The organism is Pseudomonas sp. TH15, assembly GCF_016651105.1.
Taxonomy (GTDB): domain Bacteria; phylum Pseudomonadota; class Gammaproteobacteria; order Pseudomonadales; family Pseudomonadaceae; genus Aquipseudomonas.
This window is the reverse complement of record NZ_JAEKEL010000002.1, coordinates 207094-226858: the sequence shown is the minus strand read 5'-3', so window position 1 is coordinate 226858 and position 19765 is coordinate 207094. Positions and strand designations below refer to the sequence as shown.

At 59.8% G+C, this 19765-nt stretch carries 14 protein-coding genes; 8 read left to right on the top strand and 6 right to left on the bottom strand.

The window, feature by feature from the left end; all coding sequences use genetic code 11:
- Positions 1-169 precede the first annotated feature (169 nt).
- Positions 170-2269, top strand: coding sequence for an LTA synthase family protein (locus tag JFT87_RS24745; protein WP_201205663.1), 2100 nt, complete (start codon positions 170-172; stop codon positions 2267-2269).
- 58 nt (positions 2270-2327) lie between these two features.
- Here JFT87_RS24745 and JFT87_RS24740 read toward each other — a convergent pair whose 3' ends face one another.
- A complete protein-coding gene (locus JFT87_RS24740) occupies positions 2328-2486 on the bottom strand; it encodes a DUF3309 family protein (RefSeq protein ID WP_201206751.1) in 159 nt (52 codons plus the stop codon).
- Positions 2487-2810: 324 nt separating this feature from the next.
- Here JFT87_RS24740 and JFT87_RS24735 point away from each other — a divergent pair, with 324 nt between their 5' ends.
- From JFT87_RS24735 to csrA, 3 genes are all read left to right on the top strand, one after another.
- Positions 2811-3626, top strand: a complete 816-nt coding sequence (locus tag JFT87_RS24735) for an SDR family oxidoreductase (protein WP_201205661.1) — start codon at positions 2811-2813, stop codon at positions 3624-3626.
- Positions 3627-3690: 64 nt separating this feature from the next.
- Positions 3691-4023: a YnfA family protein gene (locus JFT87_RS24730; protein WP_201205659.1), complete on the top strand. Its 333-nt coding sequence runs from the start codon at positions 3691-3693 to the stop codon at positions 4021-4023.
- A gap of 152 nt (positions 4024-4175) precedes the next feature.
- Positions 4176-4361, top strand: coding sequence for a carbon storage regulator CsrA (gene csrA / locus JFT87_RS24725; RefSeq protein WP_201205657.1), 186 nt, complete (start codon positions 4176-4178; stop codon positions 4359-4361).
- A 3-nt stretch (positions 4362-4364) separates the two neighbouring features.
- Here csrA and JFT87_RS24720 read toward each other — a convergent pair whose 3' ends face one another.
- The 4 genes from JFT87_RS24720 to JFT87_RS24705 form a co-directional block, all read right to left on the bottom strand.
- Complete coding sequence (locus JFT87_RS24720; protein WP_007945785.1) at positions 4365-4592, bottom strand: YheU family protein; 228 nt, start codon at positions 4590-4592, stop codon at positions 4365-4367.
- Positions 4593-4762: 170 nt separating this feature from the next.
- Positions 4763-5953 (bottom strand): osmoprotectant NAGGN system M42 family peptidase, encoded by a 1191-nt coding sequence (locus JFT87_RS24715; RefSeq protein ID WP_201205655.1) that lies wholly within the window; start codon positions 5951-5953, stop codon positions 4763-4765.
- A 105-nt stretch (positions 5954-6058) separates the two neighbouring features.
- Entirely contained in the window at positions 6059-7807 is a 1749-nt protein-coding gene (gene ngg / locus JFT87_RS24710) for an N-acetylglutaminylglutamine synthetase (RefSeq protein WP_201205653.1), read from the bottom strand.
- A 3-nt stretch (positions 7808-7810) separates the two neighbouring features.
- On the bottom strand, positions 7811-9583 hold the full coding sequence (locus JFT87_RS24705; protein WP_201205650.1) for an N-acetylglutaminylglutamine amidotransferase: 1773 nt from the start codon (positions 9581-9583) through the stop codon (positions 7811-7813).
- 296 nt (positions 9584-9879) lie between these two features.
- Between JFT87_RS24705 and JFT87_RS24700 the strand changes: the two genes are divergently transcribed.
- Positions 9880-11010, top strand: a complete 1131-nt coding sequence (locus tag JFT87_RS24700) for a dermonecrotic toxin domain-containing protein (RefSeq protein WP_201205648.1) — start codon at positions 9880-9882, stop codon at positions 11008-11010.
- Positions 11011-11026: 16 nt separating this feature from the next.
- Positions 11027-14677: an NEL-type E3 ubiquitin ligase domain-containing protein gene (locus JFT87_RS28730; protein ID WP_201205646.1), complete on the top strand. Its 3651-nt coding sequence runs from the start codon at positions 11027-11029 to the stop codon at positions 14675-14677.
- Here JFT87_RS28730 and mnmC read toward each other — a convergent pair.
- A complete protein-coding gene (gene mnmC / locus JFT87_RS24690) occupies positions 14674-16656 on the bottom strand; it encodes a bifunctional tRNA (5-methylaminomethyl-2-thiouridine)(34)-methyltransferase MnmD/FAD-dependent 5-carboxymethylaminomethyl-2-thiouridine(34) oxidoreductase MnmC (RefSeq protein WP_201205644.1) in 1983 nt (660 codons plus the stop codon). The genes JFT87_RS28730 and mnmC overlap by 4 nt on opposite strands.
- A gap of 265 nt (positions 16657-16921) precedes the next feature.
- On the opposite strand from mnmC, the gene pap reads away from it, so the two are divergent.
- Complete coding sequence (gene pap / locus JFT87_RS24685) at positions 16922-18436, top strand: polyphosphate:AMP phosphotransferase (RefSeq protein ID WP_201205642.1); 1515 nt, start codon at positions 16922-16924, stop codon at positions 18434-18436.
- A gap of 102 nt (positions 18437-18538) precedes the next feature.
- Positions 18539-19723: a thiolase family protein gene (locus tag JFT87_RS24680; protein ID WP_201205640.1), complete on the top strand. Its 1185-nt coding sequence runs from the start codon at positions 18539-18541 to the stop codon at positions 19721-19723.
- Positions 19724-19765 lie beyond the last annotated feature (42 nt).

The following is a 19765-nucleotide window of genomic DNA, read 5'->3' as shown; positions in this document are numbered from 1 at the left end:
GCGCTACAGCACAGAGTTGGACGCCTCGAACAGTAATCAATGGCAATGACGCGACTGATCGTGCAACATTTGCGCACCCGCGCAAGCCCCGGGGCCAGGTACTGGCCAACAGAGGGCAGGGCGCAGCTATATTTTTGAAACTTAAACTTCCAATGGGTCCTAAAACGACATGGCAAACCCGGACGCCCTGAATCAGCAGCGAGCTTCTAGTCGCTTGCTGCAACCGACCGTCAAATCGCATCTGGCCTACACGCTACTGTGCGCCCTGGTCATGATGGTCATGTTCAGCCTGCTGCGCGTCGCGCTGCTGGTTTACAACCGCTCGATGATCCTCGATACGCCAGCCGCGACCTTCCTTGAGGCTTTTGCCAACGGTCTGCGTTTCGACCTGCGCATCGTGGTCTATCTCATTATTCCATTGCTGTTGGCGCTGTTCAGTGCCCGGGCCATGGCGGCTCGCGGGCTCTTCCGTTTCTGGCTGACCGTGACCTCCAGCATCGCGCTGTTCCTCGGCCTGATGGAAATGGACTTCTACCGCGAGTTCCACCAGCGCCTCAACGGCCTGGTCTTCCAGTATGTGAAAGAAGACCCGAAAACCGTGATGAGCATGCTCTGGTACGGTTTTCCGGTGGTTCGCTACCTGCTGGCCTGGGCCGTGGGTACCGTGATCCTGACCCTGGCGTTCAAGGGCGCCGACCGCGCGACCCGTCCTCGTGGTCCGTTCAGCGGTGGCAGCATCGGCACGCGCCAGGTTGCGCCGTGGTATGCGCGCATCGCGGTGTTCGTGGTTTGCCTTGTGATCTGCGTGGTCGCCGCCCGTGGCACCCTGCGCCAAGGCCCGCCGCTGCGCTGGGGGGACGTTTACACCACCGATTCCAACTTCGCCAACCAGTTGGGCCTTAACGGCACCTTGCAACTGATTGCTGCTGCCAAGAGCCGGATGTCGGACGAGCGCAGCAATATCTGGAAAGCCACGCTGGATCAGCCATTGGCCCAGCAGACCGTGCGTGACATGTTGCTGACCCCGAGCGATAAACTGGTCGATCCCGACATCGCCGCGGTACGCCGTAACTACACGCCGGACACCACCAAGACCCTGCCGATCAAGAACGTCGTCGTGATCCTGATGGAAAGCTTCGCCGGTCACTCGGTGGGCGCGCTGGGTCGTCCGGGCAACATCACGCCAGCCTTCGACAAACTGTCCAAGGAAGGCCTGCTGTTCGACCGCTTCTTCTCCAACGGCACCCATACCCACCAGGGTATGTTCGCCACCATGGCCTGCTTCCCGAACCTGCCGGGTTTCGAATACTTGATGCAAACCCCGGAAGGCAGCCACAAGTTGTCCGGCCTGCCGCAATTGCTCAGCGCCCGTGACTACGACGACGTGTACGTCTACAACGGTGACTTTGCCTGGGACAATCAGTCGGGCTTCTTCAGCAACCAGGGCATGACCAACTTCATCGGACGCAACGACTTCGTTAACCCGGTGTTCTCCGACCCGACGTGGGGCGTGTCCGACCAGGACATGTTCAACCGCGGCCTGGAAGAACTGAAGGCACGTGATGGCAAGGACAAAAAACCGTTCTATGCCTTGCTGCAAACCCTGTCCAACCACACGCCGTACGCCTTGCCGACGCCATTGCCGGTAGAGCGTGTGACCGATCGTGGCAGCCTGAACGAACACTTGACCGCCATGCGCTACTCCGACTGGGCGCTGGGTCAGTTCTTCGAGAAGGCGCGTAAAGAGCCTTACTTCAAAGAAACCCTGTTCGTGGTCGTCGGCGACCATGGTTTCGGCGACGAGCAACAGATCACCGAAATGGACCTGGGCCGCTTCAACGTGCCGATGCTGATGATCGCACCTGGCATCCAGGAAAAATTCGGTAAGCGTGACCACACCGTGGGCACCCAGATCGACATCGTGCCGACCATCATGGGCCGTGTCGGTGGTGATGTGGTTCATCAATGCTGGGGTCGTGACCTGCTGAACCTGCCGGAAGGCGACAAGGGTTTCGGCGTGATCAAGCCTTCGGGCAGTGATCAGACCACTGCGATCGTCACCGCTGACCAGATTCTCGTGCTGCCGAAAGAGAAAGAAATGGCACCGAAGATCTATCAGTACCAGTTGGGCGCCAACCCAAGTGCCGAGATCATTCCTGATGCTCCGCGCACCGCCGAGTTGAAACTCAAGCTTGAGGCGTTCCTGCAAACCGCGACCAAGAGCCTGCTGGATAATACGGCCGGTGTGGTGAACGGCAAGCCGGACTAACCGGTGACCCAATAAAAAGAGGCCCTTCAAGGGCCTCTTTTTTTGCCTGTTTAAAACTTTATATCTTGCCAAGCAAGAGCAGAATCAACAGCACCACCAACACCACGCCGAGGATGCCTGACGGGCCGTACCCCCAACTTCTGGAGTGCGGGAAGACTGGCAAACCACCGATCACCAAGAGGATCAGAATTACGATAAGAATTGTGCCCATGACGATTTCCTTGTTGAGAGAGTTCGAGAAGTCTTGGTGTTCAAAGGGCGGCTGGAGAGTAAGTAATTTCCAGACGGCTTACAAAATCCGACCGGTGCGAATGAAAGAAAATTCAATGTTTTTTTAATGTATTTGGATTGCTCGCTTATTTCGTTTGAAGCGCAAGATCAAAAGATCGCAGCCTGCGACAGTGCCTGCGTGAATCGGTGTAGGGACTGCCGCAGGCGGCGATCTTTTGATCCTCCATTCAGCAATCTGATGGAGCGTGGGTCGGGCAATATCCTTCGCTACACTCGGGGCATCTTCCCCAGAACAACAAGGCTGTTTGCTATGCAAAATCGCATGATGATCACTGGCGCGGGCTCTGGCCTGGGTCGCGAAATCGCGCTGCGCTGGGCCCGCGAAGGCTGGCAACTGGCCTTGTCGGATGTCAGCGAACCCGGCCTGCAAGAAACCCTGAAGCTGGTTCGCGAAGCGGGCGGCGACGGTTTTACCCAGCGTTGCGATGTGCGCGATTACAGCCAACTGACCGCGTTCGCCCAGGCTTGCGAAGAGAAACTGGGTGGCATCGACATCATCGTCAACAACGCCGGCGTGGCCTCGGGCGGGTTCTTCAGCGAATTGTCCCTGGAAGACTGGGACTGGCAGATCGCAATCAACCTGATGGGCGTGGTCAAGGGGTGCAAGGCCTTCCTGCCACTGCTGGAAATAAGCAAAGGCAAGATCATCAACATCGCGTCGATGGCAGCCCTGATGCAAGGCCCGGCCATGAGCAACTACAACGTGGCCAAGGCCGGAGTGGTGGCATTGTCCGAGAGCTTGCTGATCGAACTGGCGCAGCAGGAAGTCGGCGTGCATGTGGTTTGCCCGTCGTTCTTCCAGACCAACCTGCTGGATTCTTTCCGCGGCCCGACGCCGGCCATGAAAGCCCAGGTCGGCAAGTTGCTGGAAAGTTCGCCGATCACTGCCACTGACATTGCCGACTACATCTACACCCAGGTGGCCGCCGGCGAGTTCATGATCCTGCCCCACGAGCAGGGCCGCATGGCCTGGGCGATCAAGCAGAAGAACCCGCAACTGCTCTACAACGAAATGACCGTCATGGCCGACAAAATGCGCGCCAAGGCCAAACAAACCGCCAGCTGATCTTGCCCGCAGCCAGCACCGCCGTTAGGGTGGCCGCCATCGGCCATCCTCACGAGACGTCTGCATGCTCAATTACTTGTGGTTTTTCCTCGCCGCGCTGTTCGAAATCGCCGGTTGCTTCGCGTTCTGGATGTGGTTGCGCCAAGGCAAGAGTGCCTTGTGGGTTGTCCCGGCATTGCTGAGCCTGACCTTGTTCGCCCTGCTGCTGACTCGCGTCGAAGCAACCTACGCCGGCCGCGCCTATGCCGCCTACGGTGGCATCTACATCATTGCGTCCATTGGCTGGCTGGCGGTGGTCGAGCGGGTGCGTCCGCTGGGCTCGGACTGGATCGGCGTGGCGCTGTGCGTGATCGGTGCGAGTGTCATTCTGTTCGGCCCGCGCTTCTCCGCATCCTGAAGGAACGGTCCTTCATCCAGACGGTTTGCATGAAGCGTCTGTCGGGGGATTCGTCCTGTGCCGTAGGGCAGGACTGATTTGCGGCTGTCACATTGAAGCGCCGACGCACGCGGGGCATCTTCAGGGGCCAGTAACCCTGAAGGACGAATGCCATGCTTGTACTCAGTCGAGTTGTAGGCGAGTTGATTTCCATTGGTGACAACATTTCCGTGCGCATTCTGGCCGTCAATGGCGGCAGCGTACGCTTCGGCGTCGAAGCGCCGCAAAACGTCAACGTGCATCGGGCCGAGGTCTACGAACGCATCCAGACCAAACTGGCGAAAAGCAAAGGTCGTTAAGGATCAGTCGAACAGGTGCTTGGGCACATCGTGCTTGAGCATCAACTGGCACTGCTCGCTTTCCGGGTCGAAAACGATCAGCGCCTGGCCCTTGGTCAGTGCCTGGCGAACTCGCAGCACCCGGGTTTCCAGCGGTGTGTCATCACCGTTGTCCGTGCCGTCGCGGGTCACGAAATCCTCGATCAGGCGGGTCAGGGTGTCGACTTCAAGTTGGTCATAGGGGATCAGCATGGGCACCTCGGCGAAAACAATGGCGCGATGCTACGGCGATTGCCGGTTGCCTGCCAGTTTTGTGTTGCTTGATCTGGCCCCTTCGCGAGCAGGCTCGCTCCCACATTTGTAATGCGTTTCCCTGTGGGAGCGAGCCTGCTCGCGAAGGCGATGGTTCTGCCAACAATGATTTAACTGTCCGAACGCTGCCCCACCAAACTGTCCACCGACGGCACCCGCGTATCGCTTTCCATCTGCGTGTCATGTTCGATCTGATGACTGAACCGGTCCAGCGAACCCTTGGCCGGTTGCGCATCGCTGGCAAACACGGGCGGGCTGAGGATGTATGCGCCGAGCAGACGACTCAGCGCCGCCAGACTGTCGATGTGAGTCCTCTCATAGCCGTGAGTCGCATCGCAGCCAAACGCCAGCAACGCCGTGCGAATGTCATGCCCGGCGGTCACCGCCGAATGGGCATCGCTGAAGTAGTAACGGAACAGGTCACGGCGCACTGGCAATTCGTTGTCACTGGCCAGGCGCAGCAGGTGCCGCGACAGGTGATAGTCATACGGTCCGCCGGAATCCTGCATCGCCACGCTCACCGCGTGTTCGCTGGAATGCTGGCCGGGTGCGACCGGCGCGATGTCGATGCCGACGAATTCGCTGACATCCCACGGTAACGCTGCCGCCGCGCCACTGCCGGTTTCCTCGGTGATGGTGAACAGCGGATGGCAGTCGATCATCAACTCTTCGCCGCTGTCGACAATCGCTTTCATCGCGGCCAACAGGGCCGCAACCCCGGCCTTGTCGTCGAGATGGCGAGCGCTGATGTGGCCGCTTTCGGTGAATTCCGGCAACGGGTCGAACGCCACGAAATCGCCGACGCTAATGCCTAGAGAGTCGCAATCGGCGCGAGTGGCGCAGTAGGCGTCCAGCCGTAATTCGATGTGGTCCCAACTGATCGGCATTTCATCCACTGCGGTATTGAACGCATGCCCGGAAGCCATCAAGGGCAACACGCTGCCACGGATCACGCCATTGTCGGTAAACAGGCTGACTCGGCTGCCCTCGGCAAAACGGCTGGACCAGCAGCCGACCGGTGCCAGGGTCAGGCGCCCGTTGTCCTTCACCGCCCGAACGGCTGCGCCGATGGTGTCCAGGTGAGCGGATACCGCGCGGTCCGGGCTGTTCTTCTTGCCCTTGAGGGTGGCGCGGATAGTACCGCGCCGGGTCATTTCGAACGGAATGCCCAGCTCTTCGAGCCGCTCGGCGACGTAACGCACGATGGTGTCGGTGAACCCGGTCGGGCTGGGAATAGCGAGCATTTCCAGCAGGACCTTTTGCAGGTAGTTGAGATCCGGTTCGGGAATTTTGCTGGTCATGGAAACTCCTGATGAGTAACGAACATCGATGGTTTCGATGAAGGGAAAAACAATTGTTGCCTGGGCTGACGCCTTCGCGAGCAAGCCAGTCCAGGCGCTACATCGCTAGGAAACCGCCGGCTGACTGTGCGGAAACAACAAATCCACAAACCGCTCCGCCGTCGGCTGCGGTTCATGATTGGCCAGGCCGGCGCGCTCGTTGGCTTCGATAAACACATACTCCGGCTGGTCGGCGGCCGGCACCATCAGGTCGAGTCCGACCATCGGGATATCCAGCGCCCGCGCCGCACGCACGGCGGCATCCACCAGTGTCGGGTGAAGGATCGCGGTGACATCCTCAAGCACGCCGCCGGTATGAAGATTCGCTGTACGCCGTACGAACAGATGCTCTCCGGCCGGCAGAATGCTGCTGTAGTCGTAACCCGCCGCGTGCAGGGTGCGCTGGGTTTCGTGGTCCTGCGGGATCTTGCTTTCACCGCCGGTGGCCGCCTGACGTCGACGGCTTTGGGCTTCGATCAGCGCACCGATTGAATGCTGCCCATCGCCAACCACTTCCGCCGGACGCCGAATCGCTGCGGCGACCACCTCAAAGCCAATCACTACAATTCGCAGGTCCAGACCTTCGTGGAAGCTTTCCAGCAACACCCGAGTGTCGAACTGACGCGCCGCGTCGATGGCTTGCTGGACCTCTTCGATCGTCTGCAAATCCACCGCCACACCCTGGCCCTGTTCACCGTCCAGCGGCTTGACCACCACCCGTTGGTGCTCGTCGAGAAACGCCAGGTTGTCGTCGGCATTACCGGCCAGTTGCTGGGAGGGCAGGGTTAGACCGGCCGCTTTCAACACCTTGTGGGTCAGGCTTTTGTCCTGGCACAGGCTCATGCTGATGGCGCTGGTCAGGTCGCTCAGGGATTCGCGGCAACGCACCCGGCGCCCGCCATGACTGAGGGTAAACATCCCGGCGTCAGCGTCGTCGACCTGTACATCAATGCCGCGACGGTGAGCTTCTTCGACGATGATCCGCGCATAAGGATTGAATTCAGCCTCAGGCCCCGGCCCAAGGAACAACGGCTGATTAATGCCGTTCTTGCGCTTGATGGCGAAGGTCGACAAGTTGCGAAAACCGAGCTTGGCGTAAAGACTTTTCGCTTGGTGGTTGTCGTGCAACACGGACAGGTCCAGGTAGCTGAGCCCACGGCTCATGAAGTGCTCGATCAAATGCCGCACCAATACTTCGCCGACGCCGGGCCGCGAGCAGTGTGGGTCAACCGCCAGGCACCAGAGGCTGCTGCCGTTTTCCGGATCGTTGTAGGCCTTATGATGATTGAGGCCCATGACGCTGCCGATGATCACGCCGCTGTCCTCGTCTTCGGCCAGCCAATACACCGGGCCGCCCTGATGACGTGGGGTCAGCAACGACGCGTCGATCGGTAGCATGCCGCGGGCCTGATACAGAACATTGATCGCCTGCCAGTCCGCCTCGCTCTGCGCCCGGCGAATCCGGAAGCCGCGAAACACTCGGGTCGCCTGGCGGTAATCGCTGAACCACAGGCGCAAAGTGTCCGACGGGTCGAGAAACAACTGCGCCGGTTCCAGCCCCAAAACCTGCTGGGGCGCGGCGACATACAGCGCGATGTCGCGCTCGCCGGGCTGCTCGTTGAGCAACTCCTGGGCGATGCTCGCGGCATCGGGAAAGGTATGGCCGATCAGCAGCCGGCCCCAACCGCAATGCACCGCAATCGGTGCCGCGCCGAGTTCACTGCCGTCCTCGGCCAGGCGCGCCTGCAAGCGTTCGTAGGAGGGTGACTGGCCGCGCAACAAGCGTTGGCTGTAAGCCGTGGCGTGGGGTTTCATCAATCAGATTCCTTGTTCACTGAGCCACAGGTTCAGCGCCGCCAATTGCCACAGCTTGGAGCCGCGCAACGGGGTCAACTGGCCTTGCGGATCGGTCAGCAGGCGGTCGAGCATGGCCGGGTTGAACAGGCCGCGATCCTGGCTTGGATCGAGCAGCAGTTCGCGCACCCAGTTCAGCGTATCGCCCTGTAAGTGCTTGAGACCGGGCACCGGGAAGTAGCCCTTTTTACGGTCGATCACTTCGCTTGGAATGACCAGTCGTGCCGCTTCTTTCAAGACCTGTTTACCGCCGTCCGGCAGTTTGAATTTGCCAGGCACGCGGGCCGACAACTCCACCAGGCGATAGTCGAGAAACGGTGTTCGCGCTTCCAGGCCCCAGGCCATGGTCATGTTGTCGACGCGTTTGACTGGGTCGTCCACCAGCATGATCGTGCTGTCCAGCCGCAGGGCTTTGTCCACTGCCGCATCGGCGCCGGGTTGTGCGAAATGCTCCTTCACGAAGTCGCCCGCGGCATCGTTGGCCGTCAGCCATTTCGGCTGCACAGTGGCGGCGTAGTCTTCGTAGCTGAGGTCGAAAAATGCATCGCGATAGGCCGTATACGGATCGGCCGCGCCATCCACTTGCGGGTACCAGTGATAACCGGCGAACAACTCGTCCGCGCCCTGGCCGCTTTGCACAACCTTGCAGTGCTTGGCCACTTCACGGGACAACAGATAGAAGGCGATGCAGTCATGGCTGACCATCGGCTCGCTCATGGCGCGGAACGCCGCGGGCAGTTGCTCGATGATTTCGCTCTCCTGGATGCGCAACTGGTGATGCTGGGTGCCGTAGTGCTTGGCGATCAGGTCCGAATACTGGAACTCGTCGCCGCGCTCGCCGCCGGCATCCTGGAAACCGATGGAAAAGGTCGACAGGTTCTCGACGCCGACTTCGCGGAGTAAACCGACCAACAGGCTCGAATCGACACCGCCGGACAGCAGCACGCCGACATCTACCGCCGCCCGCTGACGAATCGCCACCGCATCACGAGTGCTGTCGAGCACCCGGTCGCGCCAGTCTTCGAGCGTCAGGTTCATCTCGTCGGCGTGGGGGCCGTAGGGCAGGGTCCACCAGGTTTTCTGCTCGGTGGTGCCGTCGGCCTCGATGCGCATCCAGGTCGCTGGCGGCAGTTTTTCAATGCCGGCGATCAACGTGCGCGGGGCCGGGACCACCGCGTGGAAATTCAGGTAATGGTTCAGCGCCACCGGGTCGAGCATCGGGCTGATATCGCCACCCTTGAGCAGCGCCGGCAAGGCCGACGCAAAGCGCAGGCGCTGGCCGGTGCGCGACAGGTAGAGCGGTTTCACACCGAGACGGTCGCGAGCGATGAACAGCCGTTTGGCGTCGCGCTCCCAGATGGCGAAGGCGAACATGCCGTTGAGTTTGGGCAGCAGTGCTTCGCCCCAGGCGTGATAGCCCTTGAGCAGCACTTCGGTGTCGCCGCCGGAATAGAAGGCATAACCAAGGCTTTCAAGCTCGGTGCGCAGTTCCGGGAAGTTGTAGATCGCGCCGTTGAAGGCCAGGGACAAGCCCAGTTGGTTGTCGATCATTGGCTGCGCCGAGCCGTCCGACAGGTCCATGATTTTCAGGCGACGATGGCCCAGGGCAATCGGCCCTTGGGCATGAAAGCCCCACGCATCCGGGCCACGGGGGGCCAGGTGATGGGTGATTCGCTCAACCGCTGCGAGGTCGGCAGGTTGATGATCAAAGCGTAACTCGCCAGCTAATCCACACATAAAGTCCTTACCGGTTTTTCCGTTGGGGAGGGTATTTCTTCAGTGGCCGACATGGCCGGTACTCAGAAACTGACCCGTGTGAAATTCAGGAGTTTTAGATCGATAAGTTATAAGGACGAGCGGTGCTCAGGCGTTTGCTGGCGCAAAAGCCTGTTTTGCAAAATGTGCGGTACATAGTTATCGGATCTATACAAAATTTCCGGCGATCGCTGCTGAATCGACCCGGATTTTGATTATCCGGCGGCAAGATCGACGCGCTACGGTGCAGCTCGCTATTGCATCCAGGAAGTTTGCGTATGTCCGAACAAGGAAGTGTTACCGCCGACGCACAGCGTCTCGGCAGTTTGCTGGAGATCACCGGGGATCTGGACAAGGCGCACGTGCTGCGAGACCGGCTGCCGTCATGGCTGATGAAGGCTGATGTGGCGTGGATGGACGGCGTGCACAGTGCTTATACGGACGCGCAGCCGCATGAGGCCGAACTGAAAAAACTGCTGCGCAAGGTCGAAGGTCTCGAGCCTTTCTGCGCGCGATTGTTGACCAGCACGCTAAAGGAAAAATTTGCCGTGGAGCTGGATGTGTACAACGATTCCCTGTGGATTGTGCACCTCAAGCACACACTCAACACCAACAAGACCCCGGCGATCTGGATCGCCCATACCTACACCGAAAAGTTCAGCCTGTTGCAGGCCGCCATGCAGAACTTTTCTGCCGATCAGGCCCAGGGCAAGGATTTAGGGCACGAAAGCTCGATTCGTCGGGGCAGCAAAGCGCGCAGGGTATCGGAACTGTCCGCCGCTGATTTTGCCAAGTGTTGCCGTGAACTCAATCTCGGCCAGCGCTATCAGACCCATTTGCAGGAAGCCATCGACCTTTCGGTGCCGGTGCAGGATGAGTGGGTCAGCAATTCGGATGCGCAGACGCTGCGCGCCTTGCACCGTCATGAATTGCGCGTCGACTCGCACTTCGCCTACCTGAAAAACGATATCAGCCTGCCAGCGCACCAGATGTTGCTCGAATTGACGGAAAGTGGCGAAGGACTCGCGGCGCGACAGACCGTGTATGACGGAAAACCACTGGTCTGGGAAAGCCTCGAAGTGCTTGATACCTGCATTTGGGGGGCGCTGGTGTTATCGGGCCGCTCTGCACAACCAGCAGAGGGCAAATGCCTGGTCTATATGCCAGGGGACACCTACCGGAGGCTGTTCGAGTACCCGTCGCTGGACGACTTCAGAATCTACCTGGAGCTCAAATTACAGGTCAAAGCCTACGCCCGGATGTTTGAGCGCTATGTTGGCCAACCTGACCACGGCACCTTTTTCAAGTCGTTCGCTGCCAGCCGCAAGCCTACGCAGATCAAACTCAAACCGGTCACTGCCGGGCTCTTGCAGTTTTTTCAACAGTTTTGTCGGGAAACTGCAGATTGATTCAAGAACCCTGGCAGTGCCGACAGCTGACTTTGACGCCGATGAACAGCGCAAACGTGAAGAACGACGCCTGGAAATTGCCCTGGCCATCGGCAATCTCGGTGGTTTTTTCGTGCCGGTGCTGGGTCAGTTGATGATGGGAGTGGCAGTCGGCGAGCTACTGAGCGAGGTGTACGAGGGCGTACAGGACTGGCGCGAGGGTGAAAAGAGTCAAGCGTTGACCCAGCTGTTTTCTGTTGTGGAGAACCTCGCCGCCATGGGGTTGTTTGCAGTAGGGGGCAAGATCGTCCATTCGATTCGTGGCACCGCGACCTCCGCGCCTGAGTTTTTTGACGGTTTCGAGCCAGTGGCGAGTCGCGATGGGCTGACGCGGCTATGGAAACCGAACCTGCGACCTTATCGTTTGCCTCCGAAACAGGCGGCGCAGATCAAGCCCACGAAGCCCGAACAGCTTCGGGTCGAGGATGAGCACTACCTGATAATGGACGATTCGGCTTATCTGGCGCGCTTCAATAAAACCCTCGATGCCTGGCGAATCAATCATCCAGGGAGTCGTGAGCACTATCAACCACCCGTGAAATACAACGGTCGCGGCTGGCAGCACATTCATGAGGATCCTGCTCAGTGGCAGCATCTGCTGTATGCCGTGCGACGGTTGCACCCCGGCACCGCGCAGATGACGGATGAAAGGCTGGAGCAGATTTGCGCACTGACGCAAACCTCGCTTGAACACCTGCAGCAACTGGCCGAGCGGCATCAAGGGGTTTCAGCGCGTTTTGATGACATGGTTCAGCGTTACGCGCTGGAGCAGCAGGTTCGCGATTTCATCTGGCAAATGGAACAACCGAATTTTGCCAGCGCCGAGAATGTCGTGCTGCAACTGCAGGCTCTACCGGATCTGCCGGGCTGGCCGCAGAACCGGTTTTTCAAAGTATTTGATAAAGCGGATGAGCTGATTTCACGCTACCCCGAGCCGCCACCGCTGGATGACGATGAACTGAGTATTCACATCACTCAGGCGCAGATGGAGGCCGGTGAGTTGCTGCAGACGACCGCTGAGGGGATCTATCCGGCAGAACTTGAAGCGTTGCTCGGTGAGCCACTTGCGGGGCGGGCGCCGGAGCCCTTGCTGGCGCGGCGCATCGGCGCATTGTTGAAGGAAGATTCCCTGCCATTGTTCCAGCGTTTGTACCCTGTGCATGATCGCGCAGTCAGCGCGCAACAGGTCTTGCTCAAGGCGCAATATCCAGACGTGCCTGTCTCTGTACTGGATGAGTTGAGCGCTGGACTCAGTAGTGTTGAACAGACGCATCTGAGCGAGACCCGGCGCATCCCGTTGACCCTTGGCCAGCAGGCGCGCGAGGCTCAAACCGAGATCCGCGTAGACCGTGCCATCAGTGGCCTGAATTTGCCGGCGTTGGCGGATGAACGCACGCGCACGCTGGCGCTGGGCTTGCTCGGAGAGGAGCCCGGTTGGCCGGAAGATTTGCGGATAGAGTTGGTGCAAGACAATCGCCTGGGCAGCGTGCTCGACAGTGCCGGTCAATCGTCGGCGAGCCATCACCGCGTGGTATTGAAGATCGGCAACGCCTATCAGGCAGTCGATGCGCCAGAACAGCCATCGAAAGCGTTGCTGCGTGGCCCGCATGCTTTTTACCAGGCCGTTATTCAGACGTTGTCAGCGGCCGAGCGCAGCGCGTTGGGCATCGCCGGTAGCAACGTTAAAGACGCCGAGCGGCTTCAGATCAGTCTGTCGGCGAAGGCGACGGATCGTGCGCAATGCGCGCGAATCATCGCGCGGCAACCGCGACCGGCGCCGCAGGATCTGTCGTTGTGCCTGGTTGCCGATGCGCCGGCGGACTCTCCCCCGATCTATCCACGGCGCCTGATACGCAAACTCAAAAAGCTCTATCCATGGTTCACCGATGTGCAGGTCAATAGCTACCTCGCTGCGTTGGGCAGCACGCATCTCGAACGCGCCACGGCGCTGCGCAAGCGCCAATTGAGCTTGGAAACACTACGTGCCGAACTCAAGGCCTGGAGTCTCGATGAGGCGCAAATGGCCAAGCTGCCGGGTGATCTGAAGCAGTATCAGGCAGCGCGGCAAAGCGTTGCCTTGAAGCTGGAGAACTGCTGGCGCCATCAGACCTTTCTCGCGGGTGAGGACAACGTGCCCGTGCCGGGCCTGAAGCTGGACGGTATGCGGGTCGGCAACCTGCCAGCGTTTAGCGGCGAAGTAGATTTCGGCCATGTTCAACGTCTGTCATTGCAGAACATGCAGTTGGCCGATGACGTCGGCTATTTTCTCAAGGCATTCAAGGGGCTAAAGCGTCTGGAACTCGACGCAAACAGCATCACTCGGCTGCCGGAAGTGCTGTCGCACATGACGCTGCTGCAAAATCTGAGTCTGCACGACAACGCCCTCGGTCTGAACGCCCACACCGCCGAAAAGCTCGCGCACATGCGCGGTTTGCACGTGCTGGATCTGAGCGATAACCCGCTGGGCGATACACCGGATGTCAGCCAGTTGAAGGCTTTGCTCAAGTTGAACCTGCGCAATACCCGGGCCCGGCAGCTGCCGCAGGGGTTGTTGACATTGTTACGCCTTGAGGAAGCGGATTTGCGCGAAAACGACATCCAGACGCTGCCCGCTGAACTGTTTGAGGCACCGATCGCACTGACCGAGAAAATCAATCTGCGCCTTAATCCATTGACGTCTCTGAGTCAGCGGGCACTGCAGGCTTACCGCGAGCGTACCGGCGTGGGCATGGGCTATCTGGAGGACGAAATCGGCCTGTTGAGTGATCAGCGTGCTCGTGAAGTCTGGTTGGCGGCGGACACGGCAGAGGGGTATCTGGAACGCTCGGCGACCTGGCAGGCACTCAAGGACGACTGGCGTTCAAGTGACTTTTTCAAAGTGTTCTATCAACTGGTGCACGCGAAGGACAACCGCCTGGTTCATCAGGAAATGGTGCGGCGGGTGTGGGCGGTGCTGGAGGCCGCCGCTGCCGACAGTGAACTGCGCGGGCTGCTGTTTGCGCTGGCGGAGGGGGAGCCCAACTGCGTGGATGCGGCGGCGTTTACCTTCAGCGAGATGGAGGTCAGTGTGATCATCGACCATGCGTTGCGCGCGTCCGGGAGTACCGGGTTGGACGACAAAATGTTGATCGCGCTGGGGCGTGGGCTGTTTCGGCTCGACCGACTGGATACCTATGCCGATCTTTTCAGTGAGCGCCGTAACGTTGTTGACCGGCTCGGCGTGCGGTTGGCGTTTCGCAAGGGGCTGGCGGACTCGCTGGATCTGCCGGGGCAGCCGAAAAACATCACGTATACGCAGGTGGGCGGCGTCACCGCGGAGGACCTCGCCGATGCCCTTGCCGACGTAACGACGGGTGAAATGTCGGCTTCTCTGCAAGCTTTTCTGGTACGGCAGAACTTCTGGCGCCGCCATCTCAAGCAGCACTTTGCACAGGACTTCACGGCCGCGACTGACCCGCTGATGGAAAAGCTCGCAGCATTGAAATCTGACTCTGCGACCTACCAGCGTGATGTGCATGCGCTGCAAAGCGAATATCGACAGGCGCGAGAAGCGCAATTCGAGCGTTTAACCCAGCGGGCGCTGGAACAGCAGGACGTGCGTTCCAGCCATGTGTGCCCGCTGCGTTAACGCGTGCCGCGTATCAGGTTGCGCAAGGCAAAGCGATTCGGGTGACAGGCCTCGGCCACGCTGCGAGGCAGCGGCAACGGTTCGTTGTTCAGCCACGCGGCGAGCAACTCGCCCGATAGCGGCGCGGTGATCAAGCCGCGTGAGCCGTGGCCACTGTTGACGTAGAGACCGTCAAGCCATGGGCAGGCGATGTCCGGTATCTGGCGCGCATCCTTGCTCAGGGCGGCGTAGGCTTGAATGAACGCTTCGCGGTCGGCGAGGGGGCCGACAATCGGCAGGTAATCGGGGCTTGTGCAGCGGAAAGCGGCGCGGCCCTGAAGGCTTTCGACAGATTGTTCATTGAGGTGCAGACGGGCGACCAGGTCGCTGGAAATCTCTTCGAGCATCGCCAGATTGCCTTGGTGTTCGGCAGTCGTTGGCGTCAAGTCATCGCTGTTGAAATCGAAACTGGCGCCGAGCGTGTGTTCGCCCAAACGGGCGGGGGCGACGTAGCCTTCGGCGCACACCACGGTGGTCAATGCCTGACTCTGCGCGGTTTCGGCGAGACAAGTGATCTGCCCGCGAATGCGCTTGAGCGGCAGCTCGGCACTTTGTGCAAAACGTTTGATTTCGGCAGCGCCGGCCAATACCACCACCGGTGCGCTGGCGAGTAGACGTTCGCCGTCGAAGGCTTGCCAGTGCTCATCGACCTTGCGCAGCTCAAGCACTTCGTGATGGCTGAGCAACTCGATGTTCGCTTGTGCCGCTTGTGCCTGACACAACGCAGGCGGATGCACCCAGCCACCTTCCGGGTAGTACAAACCGCCATGCGCCAGAGCGACACCGGCGCGGGCCTGTGCCTCAGGCTGATCGAGCCACTGCAACAGATCTTCCGCAAAGGCGTCTGCCAGTTGAGCGTGGCGTTCGGCCTCCTTGGCATTGAAGGCCAATTGCAGCACGCCGCAGTCATCCCAATCCGTGCCACGTTGCAGGGTTTCGAGCAGACGACGGGTGTAACCGAAACCGCTGACGATCAGTTGCGACAACGCGGTGCCATGGGCGGACAGTTTCAGGTACAGCACACCTTGCGGGTTGCCCGAAGCTTCTTGCGCAACGGCTTCGTGGCGCTCCAGCAAACTGACCTGCCAACCGCGAGCGGCGAGGCTGGCCGCCGTGGCGCAACCCGCCAGACCCGCGCCGATCACCAGCGCCCGACGCTCAGCGGAAATGGGCGCAGGACGAGCGAACCACGGTTTTTCAGGAGCGGGCGGCGCAACGTCTGCGGGCCAACCGAGAAACTCGCCGCGGAGGATTTCCCATTTGTGCCCGATGCCCGGCGTGCGCTTCATCTTGAAGCCTGCCGCATTGAGTAATCGACGCACCCAGCCCGTGCTGGTGAAGGTGCTGATGGTCGAGTCGGGTGCGGCCAGGCGCGCCAGTTCGGCAAACAGTTCGGCGGTCCACATGTCGGGGTTTTTCGCCGGGGCGAAACCGTCGAGAAACCACGCATCGATCTGCGCATCCAGCTGCGGCAATTGTTCCAGCGCATCGCCAATCAGCAGCGTCAGGGTCACGCGGCCGTTATCCAGAATCAGGCGTTGAAAGCCCTGATGGATCGCCACGTACTGGGCCAGCAGTTGATCGGCGAACGGTTTCAGTTCTGGCCACAACGCCAGCGCCCGCTTCAGGTCAGGGGCGGTCAACGGGTACTTTTCCACGCTGACAAAATGCAGTCGTGCACCGGCCACGGCCTGCTCTTCAAACAGTTGCCAGGCACACAGGAAGTTCAGCCCGGTGCCGAAACCGGTTTCGCCGATGACCAATCGGCCCGCTGCTGGCAACGCGGCAAAACGTTCCTTCAGGCGGTTTTGCTCGATGAACACGTAGCGGGTTTCATCCAGGCCTGACTTGTCGGAAAAATACACGTCATCGAACACTCGCGAACGCGGGCGTCCCTGGTCATCCCAGTCGAGCTGGGCGTGGGGCAATACGGGCTTCATGGCAGGCTCGGCAAACGACAAGGCGGCCATTCTAGCCGATCGGGCGAGGGGTGCTTGATCCATGGCAAGGCTTGGGTTTGCAAGCTCAAGGACAATGGGTGATTCAAGACCTGCACCGATAACCCCCTCACCACAAGGGTTTCCATGCAAGTCAGGTTTGTCATGCAATTCAAGGGTTGCCAGTCCGCACAAGAGTCAGGGGAATTTCTCCGCCTTGCCCGTGCCCAATCCGCTAGTCTTGCTCAATCTTGGAAGGGAGCCGCCCATGTTCGAATCTGCCGAAATCGGTCACGCCGTCGACAAAGAAACCTACGACGCTGAAGTGCCGGCCCTGCGTGAAGCCTTGCTTGAAGCGCAGTTCGAACTGCAGCAGCAAAAGCGTTTTCCGGTGATCATTTTGATCAACGGTATCGAAGGCGCTGGCAAGGGCGAGACGGTCAAGTTGCTCAACGAATGGATGGACCCGCGCCTGATCGAGGTCCGCACCTTCGACCAGCAAACCGACGAAGAACTGGCGCGGCCACCGGCCTGGCGCTACTGGCGGATGCTCCCGGCCAAGGGTCGCATGGGTATTTTCTTTGGCAACTGGTACAGCCAGATGCTGCAAGGGCGAGTCCATGGCGATTTCAAGAACGCGGTGCTGGACCAGGCGATCAACCAGTCCGAACGCCTGGAGAAAATGCTCTGCGATGAAGGCGCGCTGATCTTCAAGTTCTGGTTCCATCTCTCCAAGCAGCAAATGAAGGCGCGCCTCAAGGCGCTCGCCGACGACCCGCTGCACAGTTGGCGCATCAGCCCGCTGGACTGGCAGCAATCGCAAACCTACGACAAATTTGTGAAGTTCGGCGAGCGGGTGTTACGCCGCACCAGTCGCGACTATGCGCCGTGGCATGTGGTTGAAGGTGTAGACCCGTATTACCGCAGTCTGATGGTGGGCCAGATCCTTCTCGAAGGCCTGCAAAATGCGCTGAAGCGGCCCAAGGTCCATCCCGACAAAGTCAGTGCCGCGCCGCTGCCCACCCATATTGATCAGATGAACGTGCTCGACAGCCTGGATTTGACCCAGAGCCTGGAAAAGGACGATTACGAAGAACAACTGATTACCGAACAGGCACGATTCTCTGGCCTGATGCGCGACAAACGCATGCGCCAGCACGCCTTGGTGGCGGTGTTTGAAGGCAATGACGCGGCGGGCAAGGGCGGGGCTATTCGCCGGGTTGCCGCCGCACTCGATCCACGTCAATACAGCATCATCCCGATTGCCGCGCCCACTGAGGAGGAACGGGCGCAACCGTATCTCTGGCGCTTCTGGCGGTACCTCCCGGCCAAGGGTAAGTTCACGGTGTTCGATCGCTCATGGTACGGCCGGGTCCTGGTGGAGCGCATTGAGGGCTTTTGCCCGCCAGCGGACTGGCTGCGGGCTTACAGCGAGATCAACGATTTCGAAGAGCAGATTTCCGAGTCAAACGTCATCGTGGTCAAGTTCTGGCTGGCCATCGACAAGCAGACGCAACTGGAGCGCTTCCAGGCGCGGGAAGAGATTCCCTTCAAACGCTTCAAGATCACCGAGGACGACTGGCGCAACCGTGACAAGTGGGACGCCTACCGCGACGCCGTCGGTGACATGGTCGATCGCACCAGCACCGAGATCTCGCCCTGGACCCTGGTGGAAGCCAATGACAAGCGCTGGGCCCGGGTCAAAGTGTTGCGCACGATCAACCGGGCGCTGGAAGTGGCGTTCGAAAAGGCCGACAAGAAGGCCAAGAAGCACAAGCACTAAGACGATGGTTACGCATACGCCGGGTGAATGATTGTCGCGGTCGGTAATGGGGTGGACTTATGCTCGGTCCACTCTCAACCGACAACAACAATGAGGTATGCCATGCGTGAAGTGGTGATCGTCGACAGCGTACGGACCGGCCTGGCCAAATCCTTTCGCGGCAAGTTCAATATGACCCGTCCGGACGACATGGCGGCCCACTGTGTCAATGCGCTGCTCACACGCAATGACATTGACCCGGCCAGCGTCGAGGATTGCATCGTTGGCGCCGGTTCCAACGAAGGCGCCCAGGGTTACAACATCGGGCGTAACGTTGCGGTGCTGTCGCACCTGGGCATCGGCACTGCCGGCATGACCCTCAACCGTTTCTGTTCTTCAGGCTTGCAGGCCATTGCGATTGCCGCCAACCAGATCGCCTCGGGTTGCAGCGACATCATCGTCGCCGGTGGCGTCGAGTCCATCAGCCTGACGATGAAAAGCGTCAACACCGACAACCTGATCAACCCGTTGCTCAAGGAACAGGTGCCGGGCATCTACTTCCCAATGGGCCAGACCGCCGAAATCGTCGCCCGTCGCTACCACGTCAGCCGCCAAGAGCAGGATCTTTACGCGTTGCAGAGCCAGCAACGCACAGCCCAGGCTCAGGCCGCCGGGTTGTTTGATGATGAAATCGTGCCGATGGCGGTCAAGTACCGGGTCGAAGACAAGGCCACCGGCCAGGTGCAGATCCTCGATGGTGTTGTTGATCACGATGACTGCAACCGTCCTGACACCACGCTGCAAAGCCTCGCCGGTTTGAAGCCGGTATTTGCCGAAGACGGCTCGGTGACGGCGGGCAACTCGTCGCAGCTGTCGGACGGTGCGTCGATGACCCTGGTGATGAGCCTGGAAAAAGCCCTGGAGTTGGGGCTCAAGCCTAAAGCCTTCTTCCGTGGTTTCACCGTGGCCGGTTGCGCCCCGGATGAAATGGGCATCGGCCCGGTGTTCTCGGTGCCGAAGTTGCTCAAGGCCAAGGGTTTGCAGATCGCTGATATCGACTTGTGGGAGCTCAACGAAGCGTTTGCCTCCCAGTGCCTCTACAGCCGCAATCGACTGGAAATCGACAACGCGAAATACAACGTCAACGGCGGGTCGATTTCCATTGGTCATCCGTTTGGCATGACCGGTTCGCGTCAAGTCGGGCATATCGTGCGTGAGCTACAACGGCGCAATTTGCGTTATGGCGTGGTCACCATGTGCGTCGGTGGCGGGATGGGGGCTACGGGGTTGTTTGAGGCGGTGCGTTAAATCGATAGATTTGTATTGCCTGTTGAATAGCCTTCGCGAGCA